Here is a 26,398-nt window from a genome sequence, read left to right as displayed (position 1 = left end):
GTTCAAATCCTGCCCCCGCAACCAAATCATCATTATCGAAAAACACCCGTAGCCATAAGCTGCGGGTGTTTTGCGTTTGTAGCCTGACCGAACCGCATCGACGGCCGATACGCCGTGTCCGCCAAAGACGGGTGACGCCGGATGCGATCGGTTTGTTACCAGCGTTCCGGCTGTCTCGATTGATGCCTTGCAAGGCTGGGGCGTGTTGTGGCTAACAGTCCCGCCCCTTAGACCGTATTGCCGGCACGTGTATCGCGTGTCTTCACCAAGCTCCAGATAACGCCGGAGGCGATGATCGCGAAGGTGATACCGAGCGAGAGTGAAGCGGGAAACTTTTCGAGACCCAGGAGGTCAGCGACGAAGATTTTCGAGCCGATGAAGATCAGCACGATTGCGAGCGCCGGCTTCAGGTATCGAAAGCGATGGATCATCGCGGCGAGTGCGAAATACAGTGCGCGCAGACCGAGGATCGCGAACACATTCGACGTGTAGACGATGAACGGATCGGTCGTGATCGCAAAGATCGCAGGGACGGAGTCGACCGCGAAGATCACGTCGGCGATTTCGACCATGACGAGGGCCATGAACAGCGGCGTCATGAACCAGACCACTTTGCCGGTCGTGGGATCGGGCTTCTTGACGAAGAAATCCTGACCGTGATGCTCTTCCGTGACGTTAAACCTGCGCCTCATGAAGCCGACAATGGGATTGTTGCCGATCTCGGGTTCCTTGTCGCCGATCAACAGCATCTTGATGCCGGTGATGACGAGGAAGGCGGCAAAGAGATAGAGGACCCATGAAAAGTTCGAAACCAGCGTCGCGCCAAGTCCGATCATGATGGCGCGCAGAACGATCACACCCAGCACGCCCCAAAAGAGGACGCGGTGCTGGTATTTGCGCGGCACTGCGAAGAAAGAGAAGATGAGCGCGATGACGAAGACGTTGTCCAGCGCCAGCGTTTTCTCGACCACGAAGCCCGTCAGGTAGTTCATCCCCTGCTCACCGCCGAGCTGCCACCAGATCCAGCCGCCGAACGCAAGACCGAGCGCGATATACATCGAAGACAGGATCAGGCTCTCGCGGACACCAATCTCGCGGTTGTCGCGGTGAAGAACGCCGAGGTCCAAGGCCAAAAGGGCAACCACGATCGAAAGGAAACCGAGCCACATCCAGACGGGCTTGCCGAGCCAGTCTGCGAAGAAGAATGCAAAGTCCATGTGAACACTCCAGCCGGTCGTTCACGGTGGATGCGGCGTCCGACATCGCGAGAGGACCGGCAGCTCTCGCCAGAGGGGCCCGGACAGGGGCACAAGGAGTAAACCGCGGGCGCAGGACCCGCGGTAGCAGATGGAACTGGATCGTGATCAAGAGGGCTTGCGCGTTTCAGTCGGAGCGCCGCGATGGCCTTTCGAGGTCAAAGCCAGTTCCATCTTCGACCTCCTCTTTGATCAAAGACTGATCTGGCGATCCCATCGTCATTGCGCCAATTGATTGTTGAAATCGTCTCGATAGTGATCGACTATTGAGCATGCCGTTTCGCCCCAGTCTTCGCCAACTCGAATATGTCGTCGCGCTTGCTGAATGTGGTCATTTCGGAAAGGCCGCGAAGCAATGCCATGTCTCGCAACCAACACTCTCCGTTCAAGTGGGGATCGTGGAAGAAAATCTGGGAGTCCAGCTGTTTGAGCGGACGTCGGCAACGGTTATCCTCACGCCGGTCGGGGAACGTTTTGTGCATGGTGCCCGCGTAGCGCTTGCCGCTATGGGCGATCTGCTCGAGACCGTCGCAAAGCACAGCGCAGCGCTTGGCGGCGTCATCAGGCTGGGCACGCCGCCGACTTTCGGGCCGTATTTCCTGCCCAGGTTCCTACCGTCCTTGCATAAACAATACCCCGATCTGAAGATCTACATCGTCGAAGATCGTCCTGCTGCGATCGAAACCGCTGTCGCGGAAGGAACGCTCGACTGTGGCCTCGGCCCCTTGTTCGGCGAGCGGCCCCTGATGTTCGTGCCGATCGGCAGGGAGCGGCTGCTGCTGGGCGTTCCCGCTGACCATCGGCTTGCAAAACGTCGGGCTGTCTCCGTTCAAGAGCTGAAAGGCGAGCGTCTGCTGGCGCTTGGAAGCGGACACCAGTTGCTCGAGAGCGTTCAGCGACTGGCGAAGGCGTCCGGCGCGACTGTCATTGACGACTATGCCGGTACCAGCCTGGACGCGATCAGACAAATGGTGTCGATCGGCATGGGCTGCTCGCTGTTTCCCGAACTCTACGCGCAGGCGGAGTTCCGCAACGCAGAAGACGTTCATCTTTTGGAAATCGAGGGCTGGAGTGAGACCCGTCAGGTCGGCGTCTATTTCAGGTCAACCAGCGGCCGGGTGGCGCATTTTCAGGAACTTGCTAGAAGGGCGACAGACGCTGCATTGGAGCTCGGGATCGGCTGACGCGCCGGCGGTCCTTTCTGCTCAGCAAGTCATTCCATTGGCCGCGAACCTTGCCGCAGGCCAGTCTGAGCTCAGGCGGAACTGCGGGCGACCAGTCGGCACTCCACCTTCAACTGGTCGTGATTGCTGGTCAGCCCGCCAGCCATATCGGAAAGCAGCTCGACGGCCATCACGCCCATCTCGAACATCGGAAGATGGAAGGTTGTCAGCGGCGGCATCGTGAACTGGGCAATGTCTCTGTTGTCGAAGCCGACGACGGAGACATCCTCCGGGACAGACTTGCCGAGTTCGTTCAGCGCTTCGATACAGCCGAGCGCCATGAGGTCGTTCGCGCAGAATATTCCGTCCGGGGGATCCTTCAGCTTCATCAGCGCATGCGTCTTTTCGTATCCGGACGGCGGTTCCCAGTTGCCATAGTGCACGAGGTCGGGGTCGTAGGAGAGATCGTTGCTGGCAAGAGCCTGCTTGTATCCGCGCAAGCGGTCGCGCGGATTGTCGAGACCTTCCTGGCCGTTGATCAGGGCTATCCGCTTGCGCCCGGCGCTGATCAGCCGTTCCGTCGCCGCCCGGCCGCCGGCGACGTCTCCCGGCAGAATGGACGGAAGCCGACGCTCTTGATCGTAGCAGTTGACCAGCACAGAGGGGACCTTCAGAAGCGGTTCCGGCGGATCGATCTTGCGGGTCAAAATAGTGCCGAAAATGTAGCCGATAAGTGCCTGTCCGTCACAGATCGAAAAGATGCCGCCATCCGGGTCCTCGCCTTTGCGGAAGACGCCAAGTGTGACGATAATCCCGAGTTCGAGTGCCTTTTCGCGGGCACCTTCGTAGGCAAGGGCCATCCATGGATCGGTGGTCAGTTCGTCGACGGCAAAAACGATTACCTTGTTGGCGGGCGCACTGCCGGGTCCGGAACTTGCTGATGACTTGTTCGCGAGACGATAGCCCAACTGATCCGCCGCGTCGAAGACCCGCTTGCGGGTGGCTTCGGTGAACCGGGCGCCGGAACTGCCATTGAGAATGAGGGAAACGGTCGCCTGAGATACGCCTGCCAGCGCAGCCACGTCCATCATCGTCGGTTTCAAGGCATTCTCCATGTCGGACACCGTGGTTTCCGGGGGATGGTGCCGTGTCAGGATCGAAAGTGCCGGACACGGTCGAAGGCTACGGCAACCACAATGAAGGTACCTATGAACATTCCTTGCCAGAATGTCGAGATGCCGAGCAGGATCAGAGAGTTGCGAATAACTTCTATCAACAGTGCTCCAACGACCGCACCGAGCGCATTGCCTTCGCCACCGGCCAGATTGGCACCACCGATGACGGCCGCGGCAATCACCGTCAGCTCCATGCCTTGGCCGAGATTGGTGGTCACGCTGCCGAGCCATCCAGCCATCAGAACGCCGGCGAGCCCGGCGGTGAGAGCCGACACGCCATAGATACTCACCTTCATGCGCCGCACGGGGATGCCTGTCAGGATGGCGGCGTTCTCATTGCTGCCGATCGCAAGCAGATGCTGCCCCCATCGGGTCCACCTGAAGACCAGCGACATTACAAGGGCTAGCGCAGCGAGGACGTACAGGGGGTGGGGTATGCCCAGCGTCGAGCCGCCGCCGACCCAGATCAGCAGGTCGTGGTCGGGGCCGAAATTCCAGATCATCTTGTTGTCCGACAGGACCATGGCCAGGGACCGAGCGGCCGAAAGAGTGCCCAAGGTGACGACGAAGGGTGGCATTCCGGCATAGGCGACAAGCACGCCGTTCAGTACGCCCACAAGGAGGGCTGCAAGCAGCGCAAGAGGAAATGCGAGGAGGAAGGGCATGCCACCCTCCATGGTGACGCTGATCACCATGGCACTCAACACGACGGTTGAGCCGACCGACAGATCGATGCCGCCCGAGGCGATTACGGTCGTCATTCCGATCGCGATGATGCCGACGAAGGCGAAGTTGCGCGCAACATTGAAGAGATTGCGCTCTGTTGCAAAGCTGTCCGTTAGAATGCTGAGCGCGAGGCAGGCAAGGACCGCAGCGATAAAGACCCAGAACAGCTGCCGGCTCGATACGCGTGAGATCCAGCTTCGATGCTCGCTGCGGGCAATCACGTCATCCAATGTGGTCATGGCGATCTCCTTTCAAGCGGCTTCGATGGCGCCGGTGATCAATCCTGTCACTTCTTCGGGCGACGACTGATCGGCGCGTTTGCTGGCGACGAGTTCGCCGCGCCGCAGCACCGCAATCTTGTCCGAAACACCGAAGACGTCGGGCATGCGGTGGCTGATGAGAATGACGCTGATGCCGTGATCACGCAGCCTGCGAATGACATCGAGAACCTCGGCCACCTGGCGGACGGAGATTGCAGCGGTCGGCTCGTCCATGATGACGATCTTGGGCTCGGATAACAGCGTGCGGGCGATCGCAACCGCCTGGCGCTGGCCACCGGACATGCGGCGCACCAAATCGCGTGGTCTCGTTTCCGATTTCAGTTGCCGGAACAGCTCCGCTGCGACGCGGTTCATCTTGGCATAGTCGATGTAGCGCAGCGGCCCGAGGCTGCGCATGGTCTCTCGCCCCAGGAAGACATTGGAGGCAGCCGAGAGATTGTCGCACAGCGCAAGGTCCTGATAGACGACCTCGATGCCGTGTCGCTGTGCGTCGCGTGGGTTGTGAAAGGTCACCGGTTGGTCATCGACGCGGATCTCTCCTGTCGATGGTGGGAAGTTGCCGGCGATAATTTTGACAAGCGTCGTCTTGCCGGCGCCGTTGTCCCCCATCAGTCCCAGAACCTCCCCTGGTTCGACGGTGACACTGACACGCGACAGCGCGTGTATTGCGCCGTAACTCTTTGAAATTGAATGCAATGAAAGCCGTGACACGCTCCGCCCTCCCTCGGCTGATCCCACGATGGCATTCTGTCGGCACCATAGCCTGCACGTTGCCCGCCCGTAAACAGGTATCAATAATGCTTGACTTAATATTATAACCAAATATTAATTATTCAACCTGAAAGCGAAAAGGGGGCGGTGATGCGGTTGCTCGTGACGGGCGCCACCGGAAAGGTGGGCCAAGCCTTCCTTCCCACCTTCCTTTCCAAGCCGCGCTTTGCGAAATGGAATGTCGTAGCGCTCTGCAACAACCGGGCCCTGGAACCCGGTCCCCGTGTCTCCGTCGTGAAGGGGTCCATGGCAGATCCGCAGATTGTCGGGAAGGCGCTCGAAGGTGTGACGCATGTGCTGCACCTGGCTGCCGTGAAAGAGACGCCCGATCAGGCCATCGATGTTGCTCTCAAGGGGCTCTACCTCCTGCTGGAGGGTTTCAGCCGTTCGGCTGCGAAACAGCAATTTATGCTTCTGAGCGGTGATTGTGTCGTTGGGCACATTTTTCATGGTTACAGCGCACCGATCACGGAGCAGTCGCCGAGGCGAGCCTATCGCGGTGTCTATGCCCTGACCAAGGTGCTGGAAGAGACCATGGTGGAACAGTTCGGGATCCAGGAGGGTCTCAACTGGACCACGCTTCGCGCGCCGTGGATCATGGAAAAGGACGACTTCCGCTACGCAATGGAGGTCGGTCCTGATCAGTTCGGCGGGCCGCCCTGGTCGGCGATGATGGGAGCGGACGACCTCGACGCGATTAGGAAAAGCCGGGCCGTACCTGCCATGCGGGATGGTCGCGGCGCCTATCTCAAGCGCAGCTTTCTTCATGTCGATGATCTCGTCAATGCGATGATCGCCGCGCTGGACAATCCGGCTGCGTATGGAGAACTGTTCAACGTCGCCATGGACCAGCCGGTCGATTACGGCGCGCTGGCCGATATCCTGGAGGCTTCCGGCGATTGGCAGCGCCGCGACATCCCGACGCCGTTTCACAGCAACTGGCTCGACAATTCAAAGGCCCGGATGGTTCTCGGCTGGCAACCGGAAATCGATGTCGAAGGACTCGTCGAGCATGCCTGGAGCTACAGGCGTTCAGAAAATGATCCGCGCATCATTTGGTATCCCGGCTGAGCAGGAGGGTTTCGCCGGCGATTTAGAGGAGGAGAAAGGCAATGAAAACAAGATATTTGGCATTCACTGCAATACCTATTCTCATGTTGCTGGCCGGCGAGAGCGCTGCGGAGAGCAAAAAGACACTCGCCATCGTCGTCAAAGGGCTCGACAATCCGTTCTTCGAGCAGATCAATCTGGGCTGCAAGAAGTGGCTGTCGGAAAATCCGAAGAGCGAATACGAGTGCCTCTATACGGGACCGGCCTCTTCGGCCGACGAAGCGGGTGAGGTCCAGATTGTCGACGATCTGCTGACGCGCGGTGTTGCAGCGATTGCAATCTCGCCGTCGAACGCGCCGGCCATGGCGAACCGCGTGCGCCAGATCGCGCCGCAAATTCCCGTCATGACCGTCGATGCGGACTTCCTCGAGAAAGACCATGATCTGCGCAAGACCTATCTCGGCACCGACAATTATCTGATGGGTGTGAAGATGGCCGAGCAGACGAAGAAGCTGAAGGCGAAGGGTGGCACGGTGTGTCTGCAACTCGGCAATGTTGGTGCCGCCAACATCAATGCGCGTGCCCAGGGTTTCCGTGACACGATTGCGGGAGCCAAGGACGTGAAGCGGCTGAGCGGACAGAACGGCTGGACTGAAATCGAGGGATGCCCCGTCTATACCAACGACCAGGCGGACCTCGCCAATCAGCAGATGTCGGATGTCTTTACAGCCCATCCCAAGCTCGATGCCTTCATCCTGATCGGCGGGTGGGCACAGTTCGCGCCACAGGCCTATACCCAGGTCACCGACCAGGTCATGAGCAAGCTGAAGTCGAAGGAACTGGTGATCGTGGCGGGGGATACGCTGCCACCGCAGACCCAGGCTTTCCGCGAGGGCCGCAGCCATGCGCAGGTCGGTCAGCGGCCCTTCGAGATGGGCTACAAGGCACCCGACGTGATGATCAAGCTGATCAAAGGCGAGAAGGTGGATGATCCGCTGTTTACCGGCCTCGACATCTGCAACGCCGAAGATCCCGGTTTCTGCAAGACCAACTGACGGCGCCGTGGCGCCCTTGGCGCAGCCGCTGAAACGGACCCGATAACCGGGCTAAGGCTTTGCATTGCTCGGTTGTCGCCCTTCAACCTGGAGCAGCCCTGGAGGAGTGGGTTGCGGGAGGACAAGATGAAAAGGTTTACGATCACGGCCCTCGTGGCCATGGCGACCATGGTGGCTATGCCAGCGGTCGCTGCAGAGAAAAAGGCTCTCGCCTTCGTTGTCAATGCCGCTTCCGATTTCTGGAAGCTGGCCGAGGCAGGGGTCAAGGCGGCGCAGACCGAGCTTCCGGATTTCGAGTTGCAGTTCCGTTATCCCACGCAGGGCACGGCTGCACTGCAGAACGCCCTGATGGATGACCTCGTGGCTGCGGGGACCGACGCAATCATGATCTCGTCGGCTGACCCGAAGAATTCCGTCGATGCCTTCAACCGCATCGCAGCGCAGGTTCCGCTCTTCACGACGGACAGCGATGCGCCGCAGTCGAAGCGCATCGCCTATCTGGGTTCGTCCAATACCCAAGCCGGCATCCAGGCGGGGGAAATCGCGGTCAAGGCGTTGCCCAAGGGTGGTAAATGTATGGGTTTTGTCGGCTTCCTTGGCGCTGATAACGCCAGGGAGCGGATCGACGGTTTTCGCCAGGCCGTGAAGGGCAAGTCGATCGAACTCGTCGATGTGCGGGGCGATGACGTCGATTTCGCCCGCGCGCGGTCCAATGTCGACGATGTCCTCGCGGCAAATCCGGACATCACCTGCATGGTGGGCTTTTATTCCTACAATCCACCGAAGATCTATGAAGCGTTGAAAGCGGCCGGAAAGCTCGGGAACATCACGGTGATCGCTTTCGATGAAGATCCGATCACGCTCGGAGCCGTGCGGCAAGGCGAGTTTGCAGGCACGGTCGTTCAGGACCCCTATCAATGGGGCTACCAGGGGATGAAGCTGATGGCGGCGTACCTGAAGGGCGACAAGTCCAAAGTGCCGGCAGATGGATTGATCATCGTGCCGACCAAAGTCATCGACAAGGCGAATGTCGATGCGTTCGAGAAGCAGCTCAAGGCGCGGATGGGCGGGTAATACGCGCCTTGACGCGGCCAGCGCGGATCTTTCGGGCTGCGCGCTGGCCCTCAACGCATTCGAGGTTCACGCCAGATGACAGCTGCCGCCCGCATATCTCTTGATCTCATCGGCATCACCAAGGTCTATCCAAGCGCTGTGGCGCTCAATCAGGTGTCGCTCGGCATCCGCGGCGGCGAAGTCGTCGGGTTGATCGGCGAAAACGGTGCTGGAAAATCCACGCTCATGAAGGTGCTTGGGGGCACGATCGTGCCCGATAAAGGTGAGATCGTCATCGATGGGAAGACGGCGTCCCATCTGACACCCGCCGAGGCCTTGGCCCGTGGCATCGCGTTCGTGCACCAGGAGCTCAACCCATTTTTCAATCTCGATGTGGCGGGCAACGTTCTCCTGGGCCGTGAGCCGCGCAGCCGCCCCTTCGGTTTTATCGACCATGCGGCCATGGCCGAGCGGGTGAAACCACTGCTCGATATGCTGGGCGCTCGCTTTCAGCCATCCACCCAGGCTTCGGAACTTTCGCTGGCGGACCAGCAGCTGATGGAAATCGCCAAGGCGCTTTCGACCAATGTCCGCCTTCTGATCCTCGACGAACCGACATCGAGCCTTACGCTTGCTGAAACACTACGGTTGCTCGATGTGGTGCGCCGGTTGCGGGCAGATGGAGTTGCCATTCTGTTTATCACCCATCGCCTTGCCGAAGTCGAAGCCGTCGCAGACCGGGTGGTCGGGCTCAGGGACGGTCGAAATGCCGGGGAGCTCCGAAGCGGCAGCATCAATCGAGATGCCATGGTGCGATTGATGATCGGCCGCGACGTGACGCAATTCTACACGCCCCCGCAGGTAAGGCAGGGGCCGGTGGTGCTTCGGATACAAAAACTCAGAACCGAGGCCTATCCGCAGGCCCCGGTCGATCTCGAGGTTCGAGGCGGGGAAATTCTCGGCCTTGCCGGTCTGGTGGGCGCCGGTCGGACGGAACTTGCGCGTGCGATCTTTGGCATCGATCCCGTCCAGGGCGGTCGTGTCGAGATGAACGACAAGCCGGTTGCATCCGGATCGGTGCCTGCAGCAATCGCCGCCGGCATCTGTTTGGTGCCGGAAGACCGCAAGGGTGAGGGACTGTTTCTCGACTTCTCGCTTTCCGAAAACGTGGTGATGCCGAACCTTTCGACGATCGCGACCGCTGGCTTCGTCGATCGCAGGGCCGAAATGAAGATCGCCGATCGATCCCGCAGCCGGCTATCGATCCGTGCGCCGCGGCTCGACCGTGCAGTCAGCGAATTGTCGGGCGGCAACCAGCAGAAGGTCGTGCTGGCAAAGTGGCTCGGGCTCGATCCCAGGTTGATCATTCTCGACGAGCCGACGAGAGGCATCGATGTCGGAGCGAAGGCTGAGGTTTACCGGCTCATGCGCGATCTCGCGGAGGGCGGAGCCGCGGTGCTGATGATCTCGTCCGATATGGAAGAAGTCATCGGCGTCTCGACGCGCGTGGCGGTGATGCGGCGCGGGGCCATTGCCGGCATCCTGTCGCGGGCGGATCTGTCCGAAGAAGCGATCCTCAGTCTGGCGGTCGGATAGGAGATTGGCATGCACAAGAAAGACATCGGCCTTGCCGTCCTCGTTCTGACCGTGGGCGCCATCGTGACACTGGTCAATCCGCGTTTCATTTCACCGGTCAATCTTGCCAACACAGCCAATCTGATTGGACTGTTCGGGCTGTTTTCGATTGCCGAGGCCTTCGTCATCGTCACCGCAGGGATCGAGCTTTCGATCGGCTCCGTCATCGCCCTTCTCGGCGTCATCTTCATCGACCTGATCGCCTCGCATGGCGTTCCCTGGCCTGTCGCCTTTGCGATCGTGCTGGTCCTGTCGGTTGTGATCGGATTGCTGCATGGCTGGCTCATTACACGGCTCAAGCTGCAGCCCTTCGTCGTCACACTGTGCGGTCTGCTGATCTACCGAGGCATAGCGCGCTTCTATACGAGGGACGGGACGGCCGGCTTTACCTTCGGGACGGATCTTCCCATGCTCGAATATCTGTTCGTCGGACGAACAGCGGGCGTTCCCCATTCCGTCATGGCTTTTGCCGTGTTTGCGGTGCTTGCATGGTTTCTCCTGCATCGAACCGTTTTCGGACGTCATCTTCTGGCCGTCGGAAAGAACGAGGAGGCGGCTCGTTATTGCGGGATCAATACAAAGCGCGTGATCGTCACGGCTTATGTTCTCTGTTCCTTTCTGACGGGCGTCTCGGCCATTTTCTTCGCCATGTACACCAAGTCCGTCCAGCCCTCGTCGCATGGGAATTTCTACGAGCTCTATGCAATCGCGGCTGCGGTCCTCGGCGGATTTTCCCTGCGGGGTGGGGAAGGCTCGATCGTCGGGGTAGTGCTCGGGGTCGTGTTGCTTCAGGTCCTCCAGAACCTCGTCAACCTGCTCGGCATTCCCTCTTCGCTCAATTTCGCGGTCATGGGTGCGGTCATTCTGGTGGGTGTTATTGCCGATACGCAGTTCCATGCCTATCGGCAAAGGCGACATCATCAGGCGACCCGCTCTGCCTTGGCCGAGGTTTCCCGCATCCCGTCGGCAAACGGATGACAGTTAGGTCGTCGACGATCGACACAGAGCTGGTCCCGGATGCTGGAAATGATCAGGATGGCAGGAGCCTGAAGTCCGCGCCTTCCGGCAGGAGCTGCCCGCCATCGACGACGATGGTGGTGCCGGTCACATAGCTCGCATCGTCGGAGGCGAGAAACAGGAAGGCATTGGCAACGTCGCGCGGCGAGCCGAGGCGGGCGAGCGGAATTGCGTCCTCCATGTTCTTGATGAAGGCGGCGCTACGGTGCAGCTGGATCGCTTCCGTCAATATGTTGCCGGGCTCGACGCCATTGACATTGATGCCATAGGACGAGAACTCCAGCGCCGCTGAGCGAATGAAGCCGTTGATGCCAGCCTTGCTCGCCGCGTAGTGGCCGTGGCCCGGGCTTGTAACATGCGGGCCGGTGATGGATGACGTAAACAGGATACGCCCCGAGCCCTGCTTTTTCATCGGCGTCAGCGCGGCGCGTGCGGCGTTGAAGCATCCACGCAGATTGACCCCCATCACGCTGTCCCAGTCTTCCGGAGACGTATTCTCGATGAGCTGCCACGGATAGATGCCGGCGTTCTGGACGATGATGTCGAGCCGCCCGTGACGTTCGAGTGTGAATTCGACCGCGGCAACGGCGTCTTCCATCTTCGAGATGTCGGTGTGGACGAAGTCGATGTCGAGATCATCGGCTGCCGCCTTGCCGTCGTCGGCCTCGGAATCAGCCAGCACCAGCTTTGCGCCTTCCTCCTGGAAGCGGACGGCGATTGCCTTGCCGATGCCGCGCGATGCGCCGATGATCAGCGCCACCTTGTCTTTCAATCTGTCTGTCATGCGAGCCTCTGGCGGAGCCTTTGTTTGAACGTATCGAGTAGAACCGCTGCAAGCACCAGGAAGCCGTGGATGACCTGGGTATAGTTTGCCGGCAGGCCCATCAGGTTGATGGCGGTGTTGATGGACGAGAGGAGCAGCACTCCGGCGTAGACGCCGGGCAGCGCACCGACACCGCCCTTGAGGCTTACACCACCGATGACGACTGCCGCAAAGGCGTTGAACAGCAGTCCAACGCCGAGGTTTGCCGTGGCGCCTGATGTGCGTATGGCAAGCAGCCACCCAGCCAGGCCGGCGATGGCGCCTGCCAGTACAAAGGCGATGATCAAATTGCGGGTGACGCGAATGCCGGCGCGGTAAGCGGCGGTCTCGTTCCCGCCGATCATTACCAAGTGCCGGCCGAATGGCGTCTTGGCCATCAGCACCGAAAAGACCACGAAACAGGCAATCGCAATCCAGGCTGACAGCGGAATGCCAGCCACACGCTCAATAGCGAACCAGCGGATGGCCGGATCCAGATCCTGGGCGGAGCGTCCGCCGGAAACCGCCAGCACGATGCCGCGCACCCAGATGAAGGAGGCAAGCGTGATGATGAAGGCGCTCATCTTGAGTTTCACGACAAGGAAACCGTTGAAGAGACCGATCAACGCGCCGATCCCGCAGGCAACGAGCAGTGACGCTGGGATCATCAGCCATTGCGGTGAGAGCCTGATCCCCATGCCGATCCCTGCCGAGCAGAAAAGGATGCCGACCGCCATGGCCGCCAAAGCGGCAACGGATTCCACCGAAAGGTCCATATGGCCGGCGATGATCACCAGAGCCAGGCCGATCGACATCACGCCCAGCACGCTCGACGCTTCGATGATGTTCGTGAAAATGCCGATCTGGAAATAGTTCGGGATCAGGGCCGAAAACAGGGCAAGCACGACGATGAGCATGAACCAGACGAGGTTATCGAGTACAGATTCTAGACTTTTGCGCGTACGGGGCGTCATGCGGCAAATCCGGACTTGAGGGAAGGAATCCGGGGTCTTTCAACCCCGGATGAAGGGTTGTTATTCGACGGATTTGATCGAGGCTGTCGGCGCTTTCATGTTGCCCCAGAAGGCCGGGTTGTCGACATTCTCCTTGGTGATCGCCGCACCCGGGATCTTGATGTTCGGCCCCCAGGCTTCCTTCGTCACGACCCCTTTCAGGCCAAGCACGTCATAGTCGCCGGCCTTGATTTCCTGCTTGCCGACGATCTTGTCCATGAACATGGCAATGGCTGCCGCCTGAGCATAAAGCGGTTGCTCGACTTCGGTATTGAGCCAGCCCTTGCGGATCAGATCGAGGCCGACGGGAGCGCCGTTCGAGCTCATCATCATGACGTCACCTGGTTTCTTGCCAGCGGACTCAAGCGAGGCGACGGCTGCAACCGAAAGATGGGCTGCATGCAGGAAGATCAGGTTGATATCGGGATTGGCCAGCATCTGATCGGAGACGATCGTCCCTGCATTGCTGGCTTCCCACTGCATGGCGGGCACAGAGATGATGGTCACCTTCGGGAAGGCCTTCATCTTCTCTTCGAAGCCCTTCTGGATATCGAGCGTGTAGGGATCGCCAGGGTCGCCCAGAACCTGCAGGATCTTGCCCTTCACGTCGCCATTCTTGGCCTTGAGCATCGCTTCAGCCTGTTGCGCGGCAACATGGCCGATCTCGATCGTCCCGGCGACCGAGGTGAAGTCTGACACGGTCGAGGTGACCTGACGGTCGAACTCGACGACCGGAATACCGGCCGCACGGGCTGCCTCGATGGATGGTTTCAATGCGTTGAAGTCGACAGCGGCGAGGATGATCGCCGCCGGCTTCAAGGCGATGACGTCGTTCATCTGCGACTGCTGTGCGTCTGTCTTGTTGTCGGCGTTAAGGGTTTTCATCTCGTAGCCGGTCTGCTTCAGAAACATTTCCAAGGCGCTGACCGAGCCTGTCTGGAATTCGTCGAGCAGTGTCGGCACAAGATAATAGACCGTACCCTTGGACTGTGCGGCCGCCGTTGTGAGCATTGAAAGGCCGAGCACCAAAACGCTCAGCAAGCTTAGCATTATTCGTCTCATGATCGTTCTCTCCAGTTTTACGCCGGACCCCTTGTCATTGTTTGCCCACCGGTCCGGCGCCGGTGAGGGTTTGCCCTGTGATCATTTCGATCACTGCATCCGGGCTTGTCTTGGTTCTGTCGACATCGCCGGCGACGACGCCGTGGCGGATGACGACGATGCGGTCTGCGACCTGAAAGGCCTGCTGCATGATGTGGGTGATGATGACGACACCGATGCCCTGGCTGGCGACGTGGCGGATCATGTCCAGCCCTCGACGGGTCTGTTCGACCCCGAGCGCGGCGAACGGCTCGTCAAGCAAGAGGAGCTTGCCACCCCAATGGGCAAAACGGTTGAGCTCGATCGCCTGCCGCTGGCCGCCGGACAGATGCTCGACCTTGGTGCGCATGGAGGGAATGCGGGTGCCGGCACTGGTCAGTGCCTTGGTCGTGATTTCCTCCATCGCACGCTCATCGAGGAAGGGGATGCCCGCGATCTTGCGGGTGATCTCGCGGCCCATGAAGAAATTGGCGACGACGTCCACATTGGTGCAGAGAGGCAGGTCCTGGTAGACCGTCTCGATGCCGGCTGCCTTGGCCTCGGCAGGCGTCTTTGCCTCGAACTCTTCGCCTTCGAAGAGCATCTGACCTGACGTGGGTTGCAGACCACCCGAGATGATCTTCACAAGCGTGGACTTGCCTGCGCCGTTGTCGCCAAGAAGGGCGACCACTTCTCCCTTTCCGATCGAGAAACTGATGCCCTTGAGCGCTTCGATCGCGCCGAAATTCTTGCGGATATCATTCAGGACAAGCAGTTTTTCGGTCATTCGACAGTCCCCTTCTCTGAAGTCTCGAACATCTGGCCGAAGCGCGGCGACAGGACGCCGAAAACGGCTAGCGCGGCTGCGCCTCTGAGTGCCGAATGCTGGCAGTCACTGGCGACGACGACACGTGGATGCGGGCGGTTGGTGCGGGCGGAAACCGAATTGCTCAGGCCGTCGGCCAGTGCGGCAAGCTGCTCGATCAAAGACTGCGGCGCCAGGCCACCGAGCACGACAGTCTCTGGATCGAAAAGGTTCTCGATCGTGCGGATGGCATTGCGAAAGATCGGCGCGATCTCGCGGACCCATTCGGCCTCGGGCAGGCCGCGCCGCGTGAAGGCCTCGAGCGAAAGATAGCGCTCAAGGCAGCCATTGTTGCCGCAGGGGCAGGGCTCGCCATCCGGAACGGCGGGGATATGGCCGATTTCGCCGGCATTGCCCCAGGCGCCGCGCATCACTGTCCCGTCATGCATCATCGCGCCGCCAAGGCCGACGCCGAAGAACAGGTAATAGTAATCCGAAATCTGTTGGCCGAGACCGTAGAGCTGCTCGCCGAGCGCCGCTGCCGCCATGTCGTTTTCCATAAAGGCCGGCAGACCTGTCGCCTCTGTGAGGCGGGAATTGATGTCGACGTCTTTCCAGCCGGTCATCGTTGTCGGGCCAACGAAGCTGATGGATTCCACGTCGAACGGCCCGGGCAAAGCCAGTCCGACGCCCAGCAGGCGGCCGCGGCATGGGCTTGCCTTGAGTTCGTCCACCATCTCGCCAATCAGAGCGAAGGCTTCGTCCGGTTTCGGGTTGGACGCGCTGCGGTGGCGGCTCTCGACGACATCACCGCGCAGATTGACCAAGGCAACGTCGATGCCAAGCGGCGTCAGGTGAATGCCGACCGCATGCCCACCCTCCGGATTGACGGTCAGCTTCGAGGGCGGAATACCGCGGCCCCGAGGCTTTTCGCGCACCGAGACGATGAGCTCTTGTTCTTCGAGTTCCCGGACAATGGTGGAGACAGTCTGTACGGTGAGCTGAACCCGTTCGGCAATTTCGCCACGCGTCGTCGGACCAGTCAGGCGGATCGCTTCCAAGACGATCCGTCTGTTGTAGGGCCTTCCGGATTCCTGGTTGGTACCGCGCAGCGCCATTTCGAATGTCTCCGAATAGCGAAAGTGTGTCAGCGGTCACGTATTTAGTCAAATGGTTTTCAAAAAAGAAAAATGTGCGCGCGAAGGGCCCGATCGCGCTGACGTTGCAAAGGCTGACCTGACGGTTCGCGCGCTTTCCGCGAAAGAGTTCGCCTCACCCTCGGAGCCAGGAATCATGACCAGCGCCTGATCAACATGAGCACGAAAGCGTCATCCTCCGCCGGTAGGTCGCGCTATGTCACGGGGGTCGTACCCGCAAGGCGGCCGGGTGGGCACGCCAAACGGGAGGCGTTTGGCAAAAGCTATGCCGTCGCCTTCAACGGTTGAGCGAGGGGCGAGAATATCGCCCGGCTGCGATCGACCATGTATGACGCCGTATGCGAAGGGGCATCCCGGGCGAGTTGGATCACCGCTTCCAGGATGAACCTGACTTTTTCCTCGGAATGGAGAACGCTCAGATTGAGCCGGGTGAAACCCGGTTTCTCGATTTCGTTGCCGTTCCGGATCGATTGCCTGATCTGCTCCGAATGCTCGTCATCGATCGACAGGAGGCGGTGGACATAGGGGCCGGCGCAGGCGCAGCCGCCGCGTGCCTGTATACCGAAGCGATCGGAAAGCATGCGGGTGATCAGCTGCTGATGCACATAGCCACCCTTTCCATCGCTGATGCGAAACGAAAAGATCGGCAGTCTCGACATGCTCATCGAGCCCAACAGCTCGATCTGGGGAATGCCCTGCCAAGCCTCGAATGCGCGCGCGGTGAAATTCTCGTTCAGGCTCGCAATTCTCTCGAGGCCGATTGCGTGCTTGACCAAGAAGGCGAGTGCAGCGCGGATATCGCCGATGACGTTGGGGGTTCCGGCTTCTTCGCGCGCTTCGATATTGTCGCTGTAATCGTGGCCCGTCGGGGAGACGAATTTGACGGTGCCGCCGCCTGGCCAAGAGGGTTTTGTAGTGACGACTGCATCGCGTCTGACCACGAGGATACCGGAGGCACCGGGGCCACCGAGGAATTTATGGGGCGATACGACGATGGCGTCGATCTCGGCGCCTTCAGCCGGTGTCATCGTGATTGGGATATAGGGACCTGCGCCGGCGAAATCCCAGAGGATCTTTGCGCCTGCCGATTTTGCGAGCCGGGTGACCGCTTCGATATCCGTCAGGATACCGGTGATGTTCGATGCGGCCGAAAACGAGCAGATCGTCAGAACGTCCCTGCTGTCCTTAAGAGCCTTTTCCAGGAGGATGAGGTCAGGGCCTCCATCGCAACCTTCCTGAATTTCGATGATCTCAGCGCCGCTTTCCCGCCAGGGGAGGATGTTCGAATGATGCTCGTAGGGGCCGATGATGACGCGGGCGGGTTTGCCGGTAGTGACCGCATCCTCGACGCCGAGCAACTTGACCAGGCGGTTAATGCCGGCCGTTGCACCGGATCCGGCAAAGATCACCGCGTGGCGGCTGTCGGCGCCACAGCATTCGGCGATAGTGGCACGCGCTTCACGGCGCATGCGGGTCATCATCGCTCCGCAAAAGGACGCTTCCGTATGGCTGTTGGCATAATAAGGCAGGACCTCTTCAAGAACGAAGGTTTCCACCTGCCGGAGCGCCCGTCCTGACGCCACATAATCGGCATAGACGAGATCCTTCAGGCCGTATGGCCCGTCCACCTTGGCGGATGCGCCAATCATTCCCGAGGTCAGTGCTGCAATCGGATCGGCGCCAGCCAGACTGCGACGAAATCCCTGAAGAGCAGTTTCGGGTTCGGTTCGTGGCATGCAGTCAGCCAGCTGGCGCATTGTCGATCTCCTTGACGAGTTGACTGCGATTATAAACTGAAGCAGGGTCTGAATTCTTCACCGTATTTGCGCTGATTTTGCCAGGAACTGTGTCACATGATCGATAAAGACCTGAATTTCGATGAAATCGATCTACGGATCCTCACAAGCCTGCAACGCAACTCGGCCTTGTCGCAGCGTGATTTGGCAGAGCTTGTCGGGCTTTCGCAAAATGCATGCTGGCGCAGGCTGCAGCGTCTGCAGGCCAGCGGGATCATCGGCAATTCGCGATCCGAGATCGATCTCGACCTGCTGGGGTTCGATCTGACGGTCATTGTGATGATTCGCACACGCCACCATTCCAAGGAATGGGCCGACGATTTTCGCCGTCATGTGGATCGCCTGCCGGAGGTGATCGACTTTTACAGGATCGGGGGAGATTGGGATTATCTGATCAAGGTCGTGACCCGCGGAATATCCGGGTATGACGCATTTTATCAGAAGCTCATCACGAATTTCGATCTTGCGACGGTGACGGGCTTTTTCGCGATGGAGGCGATCATTCGCAACCGTGCACTGGATCTCAGCCGAATGAACCGGTGAGACTTGGTTCGGTTTCCAGCCATATTTGGCGGCACAACCGATGGATTAACCCGCAGAATGTGCCTAGCCCACCCTAAAGCAGGCTAGGCGCTTTTTATCGTCGCTTAGAGAACCGAGACGTTTTCAGCCTTCGATTTACCGGTCTTGCGATCCTGTCCGACTTCGAAGCTGACCTTGTCACCTTCGCGAAGCGAGCCGCCGCGCTGCAGAGCAGAAACGTGAACGAACACGTCCTGGCCGCCATTCTCAGGCGTGATGAAGCCGAAGCCCTTGTCGTCGTTGAAGAATTTAACCGTACCTGTCGCCATGAGAAACCTGTTTCCTATGTAATCCGCGAAATTGCGATGGGCAAACTATAGCGCCACCGCTTCACTATCAACCCCAGCACCATGAACACCGTGATGCCCGGCCCGTATCAACGCCAAATTTTCTTGCCACCGACTACGCAAAGTATCTTAAGCATTGATATCTCTGGCGAGCAAGCCTGCCGCGACACCTAACTCCGTTATCTTGATCGGATATTGGTCGCATAGCGGGCAATAAGCCGTATAAACCAGGGGGTTGCCGCCGACCTGACGCTGTAAACGATGCTAGAATTTGAGGAAGCCCATGACCAAAAGCACGACGGTTTTCACCAATGCCAGGCTGGCGGAGGGCGTTCTGCGCGATATTCACGTCGAGTCGGGGCGGATATCTGCGATTGAAGCAGCAGGCTCGGTTACTCCTTCTGCCGAGGTCATCGACATCGGCGGCGAGTTGCTGGTTCCGGGTTTTGTCGAAGGGCACATCCATTTGGATACGAGCTTCTACGGCGATAAATGGATGCCGCATCGGCCCTGCACCAACGGTTTCGACGTGCAGGAGCGGGTCACCTTCCAGGCGGAGAACATGGCCGCCGCGGCGCCGATGGACAAGCGGGCCCGCGATCAGCTCGATCTCTGCATCGCCAATGGCACGCTTTCCATGCGCAGCCACGTGATGGTCGATGGTGCGGTCGGGTTGAAATCGCTGGAGACGATCCTGGCGGTTCGCGAAGACTATAGGGATGTGATCGATATCCAGCTGGTGGCTTTTCCGCAGAGCGGCATCCTCAGGAGCCCCGGCACACCGGCGCTGCTGGACGAGGCCATCGGGCTTGGTGCCGATCTGGTCGGCGGTCTCGATCCGGCCAGTTTCGACCGTGACGTCACCGGCCATCTCGATGTGGTCTTCGGCGTTGCCGAAAAGCACGGCGTCGATATCGACATTCACCTCCACGATGCCGGCAGCATGGGCGCGTTTACCATCGAGGAAATCTGCGCCCGCACGGTGGCGCTCGGCATGCAGGGCCATGTCGCGATCAGCCATGCCTATGGGCTTGGGGATCTCGGCGCTGATGCGGCGCGCAAAATTGCCGCAACGATTGCGAAAAGCGGCGTTTCGATCATGACCAATGCGCCGGGCAACCACAATTTCCCGCCGGTCGCTCTGTTGCGGCGAGAAGGCGTCACCGTGTTCAGCGGCAGCGACAATATTCGCGACAGCTGGTGGCCCTATGGCGATGGCGACATGCTGCACCGGGCGGAAATCATCGGCTATCGCTCGGGCTTCTATACCGACGAGGACCTGAAGGCAGTGTTCGATATCGTCACGTCTGAAAGCGCCAAGGCGCTGCGGATCGAGTCCTATGGTATCGAGATTGGCGCGAAAGCCGATTTCGTGACGCTTTCGGCTGCCAATATTCCGGAAGCGGTCGTTGCTTTCCCCGGCAACAGGCGTGTGTTCAAGGGTGGACGTGTCGTTGCCCAGGGTGGCAAACGGGTCTGATTCGCTTTGAGATCGGTGACGGAGGGCAGCTTGAAACCGTAACTCCGCCGATCGGGATGGCGGGCATGGTGTTCTTCGTCCACATCATGATACCGGTCGAACAGCCGGAGTCGGACAGGCCTTTGCTATTACCGGAGGTCCTGACGCGAATTACCCTGCAGCTCGTTCGATACTGAGAGGAGATTTCATGACATTCAATGCCGAAACCAAGGGCGTTTACGCCATTGCCGCGACACCGTTTCATGAGGATGGTTCGATCGATTTCGATTCCGTCGATCGGCTGACCGATTTCTATGAGGAGAGCGGCTGCACCGGCATTACCATTCTCGGCATCATGGGAGAGGCGCCGAAGCTGGAGGCGGATGAAAGCCGGGCGATCATCAAGCGGGTGGTTTCCCGTGCCAAGGTGCCGATCATCGTCGGCGTGTCGGCGCCCGGTTTCGCCGCCATGCGGTCGCTCGCTCGCTCCTCCATGGACATGGGTGCCGCAGGCGTGATGATCGCGCCGGGGCAGGGCGCCAAGACCGACGACCAGACCATCAATTATTTTGCAGGCGCCGTGGAAGCGGTTGGTGAAGACGTGCCATGGGTGCTGCAGGACTATCCGCTGACGCTCAACACGGTGATCGCAACCAGCGTGGTCGCCAAGATCATCACCAACCATCCCTCCTGCCTGATGCTGAAGCATGAGGACTGGCCGGGTCTTGAAAAGATTTCCAGGCTGCGCGCGATGCAGAAGGCCGGAGAGTTGCGGCCGTTCTCCATTCTCTGCGGCAATGGCGGCATGTTCCTCGATTTCGAGCCGGAGCGCGGCGCCGATGGGGCAATGACCGGCTACGGTTTCCCGGACATGCTGACCGAGCTGGTCGGGCTTTTTGCCGCTGGCAAACGCGACGAGGCGCATGACCTGTTCGACGCGCATCTTCCGCTGATCCGCTATGAGCAGCAGCTCGGCATCGGTCTCGCGGTGCGCAAGCACGTGCTCAAGCGCCGCGGCGTGATTGCGTCCGATGCGCAGCGCAAGCCGGCACAGATGCTGACAGCCGCCGCCAAGGCAGAGGTGGATTATCTGCTCGCACGCCTCGCCAAACACGACAAGCGCGCAGCACTCTGACATCGGACGGAGCGGGATATCCCGTACCCGCTCCTTCCTCCGCCCGATTTTCCATGGATGAGGGTGACTGCTGCCTATCGGCCGCGTTCCGTGATAGGTCTTGAGCCCCAAGATTCGGTCAGCGACGGAAAAACAGCATGCATTGCAAACTCATCGGCGTTCCCCTTCAGGATGGAGCATCCCAGCTCGGTTGCGAGATGGGGCCGAGTGCGTTGCGCACGGCAGGCCTTGCAGGCGCGCTCACCGATCTCGGCCATCAGGTCAGCGATCTCGGCAATCTGGCGCTGCCGGCGGTATCGGAGATTACGCATCCCAACACGGCGGTTCGCCGCCTGCCTCAGATCGTCGCCTGGGTCGAACTGCTGACCAAGATCGCCCACCGTGAAAGTGCCGAGGGCATGCCGATCTTTCTCGGCGGCGACCATGCGATGTCGGCCGGGATCGTTGCGGGTCTGGCACGCACCGCGGCGGAAAAGCAGCGACCGCTGTTCGTTCTCTGGGTCGATGCGCACACGGATTTCCACACGCTGGAAACGACCGGCAGCGGCAATCTGCACGGCGTCCCGGTCGCCTATTTCACGGGCCAACCAGGTTTCGAGGGTTATTTCCCGCACCTGTCGCATCCGGTCGATCCGGCCAATGTCTGCATGATCGGCATCCGCAGTGTCGATCCGCAGGAGCGCTCCGCGATCAACAAAAGCGACATCACGGTGCATGACATGCGGGCGATCGATGAACACGGTGTCGGCGCCGTGCTGCGCTCCTTCATCGAAAAGGTCGAGGCCGCAGGCGGTCTGCTGCATGTGAGCCTCGATGTGGATTTCCTCGATCCTTCGGTCGCACCCGCCGTCGGCACCACGGTGCCGGGTGGTGCGACATTCCGCGAGGCGCATCTTGTCATGGAGATGCTGCATGACAGCGGTCTCGTCACCAGCCTCGATCTGGTCGAGCTCAACCCATTCCTCGATGAACGGGGCCGCACGGCGACGCTTCTGGTGGACCTCACCGCCAGCCTGATGGGCCGCACCGTGCTTGACCGCCCGACCCGGCGGTTCTGACCGCTCGTCAGATGAGCATGCTTGCGCCGCGGTCGAGATAGGTATCGAGGAACTGGTCGAGACGCGGATGGCGCGGCTTGGCAAAGACTTCCGAGGGTGGGCCGGAAAACAGCAGCTTGCCATGGTCGAGGAACGAGATCTGCTGGCCGACAGTGGCTGCAAAACCGATCTCGTGGGTCACGACGACCATGGTCATGCCTTCATCGGCCAGATCCCGCATCACTTTCAGCACTTCGCCCGTCAGTTCCGGATCAAGCGCTGATGTCGCCTCGTCGAACAGCATGATCTTCGGCTCAAGTGCCAGGGCGCGGGCGATGGCGACGCGCTGCTGCTGGCCGCCGGACAATTGCGAGGGGTAATGGCCGGCGCGGTTTTCCAGGCCGACCTTGCGCAGCTGCGCCATGGCCTTTTCCTCGGCGTCTGCTTTCGACAGCTTCCGGACGATCTTCAGGGCTTCGCTGACATTGCCGAGCGCCGTCATGTGCGGCCATAGATTGAACTGCTGGAAGACCATGCCGGTTTGGGCGCGGACAGCGCGGATCTGCGCCGGGGGCAGTCGTTCGCGCTTGCCGTCGGGCTTTTCGAAAAAGCCCAGCGCCTCGCCGTTGATGGTGATCATGCCGCTGGTTGATTCTTCCAGGAAGGCCAGGCATCGCAAAAGCGTGCTCTTGCCGGAGCCGGAAGGGCCGATCAGGCAGGAAACCTTGCCCTCGGGTATTTCGAGATTGATATCCTGCAGAACGGTCGTCTCTCCGAACCGCTTGACCAGGTTGCGGATGGTGATGGCGGGTAGGGTCATGCTTTCAAAAACCTCAAACGGGAAAGCCGGTATTCGGCGGCGCGGCCAAGCCGGTCGGTCAGCTCGACAAGTGCCCAGTAGACGACAGCGAGAATGAAGATTGCCTCGAGATAGGCATATTGCTGCGAGCCGATGGCGCTGACGGTGGCCGTCAGTTCCGGCACGGTGATGATCGACAGAACGGCGGATTCCTTCAGCAGGATGACCGAGAGATTGACTGCCGGCGGCAGCACGATCAGCGCCATTTCCGGGATCTGGATGCGGCGGATCGTCTGCAGGCGCGTCATGCCAAGGCAGCCGGCAGCCTCAACATGGCCAACAGGCACGGCGGCAAAACCGGCTCGGAAAATCTCGCTGTAATAGGCGGCGCTGTAGACCGTCAAACCGATCAGGCCGCAGGGGATCGGATCCAGCATCAGACCGACGAACGGACCGCCGTAATAGAGAAGAAAGATCTGGATCAGGAAGGGCGTGCCGCGCAGCACTTCGACAACAGAGCCGAGGGCCGCGTTGGTCGCAAATCCACCGAAGCGGCGGGCGGTTGCGACGAGAAAGCCGATGACGACGCCACCGGCAATGCCGGCGATCCAGAGCAGGAGCGTGACGAACAGCCCGCTGCCGAGTTCCGGCAGCTTTTCGATGATGACCTGAGGATTGAACATCATGCGGAAGTCCTCGCCATGGATCTTTCCGCGTATCGACCGAGCAGAGCGATCGTCGAGCAGATCACGAAATAGACCAGTCCGGCACTGAGGAAGATCGGGATCGGCTGGTAGGTGCTGGAGGCCAGATCCTGCGCCATCTTTGTCAGCTCGATGATCCCCACGACCGACACGAGCGACGATGCTTTGAGGATCATGATCGATTCGTTGACCAGCGTCGGGAGCGTCAACCGCAGGGCGATCGGGACCTGGATGCGTGCAAAGATCTGCAGCGGACTAAACCCCGTCACTTCAGCAGCCTCGATCAAGCCTTTCGGCACGCTGGAGAAGCCGCCGCGCAGGTTTTCCGCCTGATAGGCCGCGGTGCAGAGCGACAATCCGATAATCGCGGCGACGATGCTGGGCACATTGAGACCGATCGCCGGCAGCAGCGTGTAGATCAGCAACAGCTGGACAAGCAGCGGCACGCCGCGGAAGAAGCTGACGAACAGTCGTGCGGGTGCCGAGTAGATCGTCTTGCCGGACAGGGTCGCGGCCGAAAGCAGGATCGCGATGACGAATCCGATCGCAATCGAGACCAGGCTGATGCCGATGGTCGACACCGCCGCCTGCAGGAGAAGCGTGAATAGTTTTAACGTCATCTGTCGTCACGTCTCGCCCGGGGAATTCGGCGGGCGGATGGAGCAGTGGATTGAAGCGGGCAGGACACGACCTGTCGTATCCTGCCCGTTCGCAAGGTTTGTTAGAACGCAGGTTCTTTCACTTCGTCCGGCGTATCGAACGTCGTGCCGAACCACTTTTCCTGCAGCTTGGCGAGGCGCCCGTCCTTCTTCATCTTGATGACTTCGGAATTGACGTATTCGACGAGGCTCGCGCTGTCGGCGTCCTTCTTGCCGATGAAGCCGAAATAGGCCTTCTTGCCGAAGGCGGGCGTCACCACTTCGAAGACGCCGGCGCGCTGCTTTGCGACGAAGGCAATGTTCGGCAGCGAATTTGCCACGGCCACGATACGGCCGGCAGCCAGATCCGCATAGGCGTCGTTGAAGGAAACGTATTCGCGGGCGGTCACCTTGGTCGGAAGCGTCTCGGAATATTGCTGCAGCTGAGCGAGCTGCGCGGTCGCCTTGCCGGCGCCGACGGCCTTGCCGGCAATGTCTTCAGGCTTGGTGATCGATGTATCGCCTGCTTTCTTCAGGATGGCGACGGTTGCCTCTGCAATCGGCGCGGTCATCTTGAAGCGTTCCAGGCGTGCCTTGGTAATGGTGGCAGGGCCGGCTACGAAATCGAACTTGCCGGCTTCCAGTGCCGGGAAGACGCCGTCCCAGGGAAGCTCGACCCATTCGATCTTGACGCCGAGATCCTTGCCGAGTTCTGCGAAGAAATCGACGTTGAGGCCCGTATGGGTGCCGGCATCGATAAAGTCGAAAGGAGCAAAGGCGGTTTCCGTGCCGACCTTCATGACGCCGGCCGCCTTGATGCGGGCAAGCGCGTCATCTGCGGCATGGGCGGAAAGTGCCGTGGTTACGAGAAGCGCGGCGCCGACGGCGGCCTTCAGCAGGTGTCTCTTCAGCATTGGTGATGTCTCCACGTTATCGGCATACGCGTGCCGATGGCTGTTCCCGTTTATTGGCTCGGCGGAGTGAACCGGCAAAGCATGGAACAAATAGACAGAGCTTCCGAAACAGAGTCAACGCGGTTTCGCACTGCAATATAGGCTAGGTAAGTGCGAAGATAGCGATCGATCAGCCGATCGCGAGCGCGTCTTTCAAGCCGAGACCCTGCTTCTCCTGCAGGTCGAGATCAGCCTCGATATGATCGATATGGTGCAGCATCAGAGTGGCGGCCCGCTCGCCATCGCCGGCTTGAAGCGCGTCGAGGATGGCGAAGTGCTCGTTGTGGCCGCAGCTCGATACACCGGAACGTCCGTAAAGCGCGATCACCAGTGAAGAGCGGGCTATCAATTCGTCCATGAAGCGCTGCAGGATGGAATTGCTGGCAACGGAAGCCAGCATCAGGTGGAAATCTCCTGAAGCCTTGATCTCCGCGCGTCGTGCGGCCGGACCGCGCTCGGTCATGTAGCGCTCTTCTTCCTGAAGCTGGCGCCGGAACTGCTCGATGTCCTCAAGCGTGATCCGCTCGAGCGCGGCCGCGACAATGCCGGGCTCGATCAGCCGGCGCGAAGCGAAGATCTGGCGCGCTTCATCGAGAGAGGGATTTGAGACGAAGGCGCCGCGGTTGCGCTCTGTTTTCACCAGGCCTTCGAAGGTCAGCATCTGCAGTGCGGCGCGGGCAACGGTGCGGCTGACATCGAATAGCGAGCCGACTTCGGCTTCCGAAAGCTTGGTTCCCGGCGCCAGGCGACGGTCGATGATCGCGTTGCGCAGCGCTTCGCGTATCGCCATAGACCGGTCTTCCGGCGTCGTCTCGCTGAGAATGATCTGCTCGCTGATACTCATCACCACATCCCGTTAATCTCCATTACTCCAGACAAATAGAGATTGCCAGAACGGATGTCTTCGATCCACGGGAAGGATTGCATACGATTTGCGCATGGGATCGGCATCGATCGCATGATTTTTGC

At 59.9% G+C, this 26,398-nt stretch carries 26 protein-coding genes; 10 read left to right on the top strand and 16 right to left on the bottom strand.

Features of this window, described 5'->3' with window-relative positions:
- Positions 1–227 precede the first annotated feature (227 nt).
- Entirely contained in the window at positions 228–1,217 is a 990-nt protein-coding gene (locus IFT66_RS13955; protein WP_192077916.1) for a TerC family protein, read from the bottom strand.
- A gap of 311 nt (positions 1,218–1,528) precedes the next feature.
- Between IFT66_RS13955 and IFT66_RS13950 the strand changes: the two genes are divergently transcribed.
- Positions 1,529–2,440 carry a LysR substrate-binding domain-containing protein gene (locus IFT66_RS13950; protein ID WP_192077915.1) on the top strand — a complete coding sequence of 304 codons (912 nt, stop codon included), beginning with the start codon at positions 1,529–1,531 and terminating at the stop codon, positions 2,438–2,440.
- Between the two features lie 71 nt (positions 2,441–2,511).
- Here IFT66_RS13950 and IFT66_RS13945 read toward each other — a convergent pair whose 3' ends face one another.
- The 3 genes from IFT66_RS13945 to IFT66_RS13935 are packed head-to-tail and all read right to left on the bottom strand — an operon-like array spanning position 2,512 to position 5,210.
- Entirely contained in the window at positions 2,512–3,534 is a 1,023-nt protein-coding gene (locus IFT66_RS13945; RefSeq protein WP_244474108.1) for a LacI family DNA-binding transcriptional regulator, read from the bottom strand.
- Positions 3,535–3,569: 35 nt separating this feature from the next.
- The gene (locus tag IFT66_RS13940; protein WP_092659134.1) at positions 3,570–4,559 is read right to left on the bottom strand and encodes an ABC transporter permease; all 990 of its coding nucleotides are present in this window, start codon (positions 4,557–4,559) and stop codon (positions 3,570–3,572) included.
- A gap of 12 nt (positions 4,560–4,571) precedes the next feature.
- Positions 4,572–5,210, bottom strand: a complete 639-nt coding sequence (locus IFT66_RS13935) for an ATP-binding cassette domain-containing protein (protein WP_244476247.1) — start codon at positions 5,208–5,210, stop codon at positions 4,572–4,574.
- 252 nt (positions 5,211–5,462) lie between these two features.
- Between IFT66_RS13935 and IFT66_RS13930 the strand changes: the two genes are divergently transcribed.
- The 5 genes from IFT66_RS13930 to IFT66_RS13910 all read left to right on the top strand — a co-directional run bounded on the left by IFT66_RS13930 (position 5,463) and on the right by IFT66_RS13910 (position 11,143).
- Complete coding sequence (locus tag IFT66_RS13930; protein WP_192077914.1) at positions 5,463–6,443, top strand: NAD-dependent epimerase/dehydratase family protein; 981 nt, start codon at positions 5,463–5,465, stop codon at positions 6,441–6,443.
- Positions 6,444–6,484: 41 nt separating this feature from the next.
- A complete protein-coding gene (locus IFT66_RS13925) occupies positions 6,485–7,477 on the top strand; it encodes a sugar-binding protein (protein WP_092659140.1) in 993 nt (330 codons plus the stop codon).
- A 126-nt stretch (positions 7,478–7,603) separates the two neighbouring features.
- Positions 7,604–8,551: a sugar-binding protein gene (locus IFT66_RS13920; RefSeq protein ID WP_113167750.1), complete on the top strand. Its 948-nt coding sequence runs from the start codon at positions 7,604–7,606 to the stop codon at positions 8,549–8,551.
- A 75-nt stretch (positions 8,552–8,626) separates the two neighbouring features.
- A complete protein-coding gene (locus tag IFT66_RS13915; protein WP_192077913.1) occupies positions 8,627–10,126 on the top strand; it encodes a sugar ABC transporter ATP-binding protein in 1,500 nt (499 codons plus the stop codon).
- Positions 10,127–10,135: 9 nt separating this feature from the next.
- Positions 10,136–11,143 carry an ABC transporter permease gene (locus IFT66_RS13910; RefSeq protein WP_092659144.1) on the top strand — a complete coding sequence of 336 codons (1,008 nt, stop codon included), beginning with the start codon at positions 10,136–10,138 and terminating at the stop codon, positions 11,141–11,143.
- A gap of 52 nt (positions 11,144–11,195) precedes the next feature.
- Here the strand turns inward: IFT66_RS13910 and IFT66_RS13905 are convergent, their stop codons facing one another.
- The 6 genes from IFT66_RS13905 to IFT66_RS13880 all read right to left on the bottom strand — a co-directional run bounded on the left by IFT66_RS13905 (position 11,196) and on the right by IFT66_RS13880 (position 17,796).
- Entirely contained in the window at positions 11,196–11,966 is a 771-nt protein-coding gene (locus tag IFT66_RS13905; protein WP_192077912.1) for an SDR family oxidoreductase, read from the bottom strand.
- Positions 11,963–12,958, bottom strand: coding sequence for an ABC transporter permease (locus IFT66_RS13900; RefSeq protein WP_192077911.1), 996 nt, complete (start codon positions 12,956–12,958; stop codon positions 11,963–11,965). The genes IFT66_RS13905 and IFT66_RS13900 overlap by 4 nt, the downstream gene beginning before the upstream one ends.
- Before the next feature lie 60 nt (positions 12,959–13,018).
- On the bottom strand, positions 13,019–14,059 hold the full coding sequence (locus IFT66_RS13895) for a sugar ABC transporter substrate-binding protein (RefSeq protein WP_062581491.1): 1,041 nt from the start codon (positions 14,057–14,059) through the stop codon (positions 13,019–13,021).
- 34 nt (positions 14,060–14,093) lie between these two features.
- Positions 14,094–14,864 carry an ATP-binding cassette domain-containing protein gene (locus IFT66_RS13890; protein WP_192077910.1) on the bottom strand — a complete coding sequence of 257 codons (771 nt, stop codon included), beginning with the start codon at positions 14,862–14,864 and terminating at the stop codon, positions 14,094–14,096.
- Entirely contained in the window at positions 14,861–16,000 is a 1,140-nt protein-coding gene (locus IFT66_RS13885; protein ID WP_192077909.1) for an ROK family transcriptional regulator, read from the bottom strand. The genes IFT66_RS13890 and IFT66_RS13885 overlap by 4 nt, the downstream gene beginning before the upstream one ends.
- A 302-nt stretch (positions 16,001–16,302) precedes the next feature.
- On the bottom strand, positions 16,303–17,796 hold the full coding sequence (locus tag IFT66_RS13880; RefSeq protein WP_192077908.1) for an aminotransferase class V-fold PLP-dependent enzyme: 1,494 nt from the start codon (positions 17,794–17,796) through the stop codon (positions 16,303–16,305).
- Between the two features lie 96 nt (positions 17,797–17,892).
- Here IFT66_RS13880 and IFT66_RS13875 point away from each other — a divergent pair, with 96 nt between their 5' ends.
- Complete coding sequence (locus IFT66_RS13875; protein ID WP_192077907.1) at positions 17,893–18,378, top strand: Lrp/AsnC family transcriptional regulator; 486 nt, start codon at positions 17,893–17,895, stop codon at positions 18,376–18,378.
- Between the two features lie 104 nt (positions 18,379–18,482).
- Here the strand turns inward: IFT66_RS13875 and IFT66_RS13870 are convergent, their stop codons facing one another.
- Complete coding sequence (locus IFT66_RS13870) at positions 18,483–18,686, bottom strand: cold-shock protein (protein ID WP_012760580.1); 204 nt, start codon at positions 18,684–18,686, stop codon at positions 18,483–18,485.
- Positions 18,687–18,987: 301 nt separating this feature from the next.
- On the opposite strand from IFT66_RS13870, the gene IFT66_RS13865 reads away from it, so the two are divergent.
- The 3 genes from IFT66_RS13865 (at position 18,988) to rocF (ending at position 22,356) form a co-directional block, all read left to right on the top strand.
- Entirely contained in the window at positions 18,988–20,184 is a 1,197-nt protein-coding gene (locus IFT66_RS13865) for an amidohydrolase family protein (RefSeq protein ID WP_192077906.1), read from the top strand.
- A gap of 187 nt (positions 20,185–20,371) precedes the next feature.
- Positions 20,372–21,298 (top strand): dihydrodipicolinate synthase family protein, encoded by a 927-nt coding sequence (locus IFT66_RS13860; protein WP_192077905.1) that lies wholly within the window; start codon positions 20,372–20,374, stop codon positions 21,296–21,298.
- A 137-nt stretch (positions 21,299–21,435) separates the two neighbouring features.
- Positions 21,436–22,356: an arginase gene (gene rocF / locus IFT66_RS13855; protein WP_192077904.1), complete on the top strand. Its 921-nt coding sequence runs from the start codon at positions 21,436–21,438 to the stop codon at positions 22,354–22,356.
- A gap of 7 nt (positions 22,357–22,363) precedes the next feature.
- Here the strand turns inward: rocF and IFT66_RS13850 are convergent, their stop codons facing one another.
- The 5 genes from IFT66_RS13850 to IFT66_RS13830 all read right to left on the bottom strand — a co-directional run bounded on the left by IFT66_RS13850 (position 22,364) and on the right by IFT66_RS13830 (position 26,273).
- Complete coding sequence (locus tag IFT66_RS13850; protein ID WP_192077903.1) at positions 22,364–23,155, bottom strand: amino acid ABC transporter ATP-binding protein; 792 nt, start codon at positions 23,153–23,155, stop codon at positions 22,364–22,366.
- Positions 23,152–23,820, bottom strand: a complete 669-nt coding sequence (locus IFT66_RS13845) for an amino acid ABC transporter permease (protein ID WP_184654670.1) — start codon at positions 23,818–23,820, stop codon at positions 23,152–23,154. Before IFT66_RS13845 ends, IFT66_RS13850 begins: the two co-directional genes overlap by 4 nt.
- Positions 23,817–24,458, bottom strand: a complete 642-nt coding sequence (locus IFT66_RS13840; protein WP_192077902.1) for an amino acid ABC transporter permease — start codon at positions 24,456–24,458, stop codon at positions 23,817–23,819. Before IFT66_RS13840 ends, IFT66_RS13845 begins: the two co-directional genes overlap by 4 nt.
- Positions 24,459–24,559: 101 nt before the next feature.
- Positions 24,560–25,390, bottom strand: coding sequence for a transporter substrate-binding domain-containing protein (locus IFT66_RS13835; RefSeq protein WP_092659166.1), 831 nt, complete (start codon positions 25,388–25,390; stop codon positions 24,560–24,562).
- Between the two features lie 169 nt (positions 25,391–25,559).
- A complete protein-coding gene (locus IFT66_RS13830; protein ID WP_192077901.1) occupies positions 25,560–26,273 on the bottom strand; it encodes a GntR family transcriptional regulator in 714 nt (237 codons plus the stop codon).
- Between the last annotated feature and the right edge of the window lie 125 nt (positions 26,274–26,398).

Origin of the sequence: Rhizobium sp. CFBP 13726, assembly GCF_014841925.1 — a bacterium.
Classification (GTDB): Bacteria; Pseudomonadota; Alphaproteobacteria; order Rhizobiales; family Rhizobiaceae; genus Neorhizobium; species Neorhizobium soli.
This window is presented reverse-complemented; position numbering and strand designations above follow the sequence as displayed.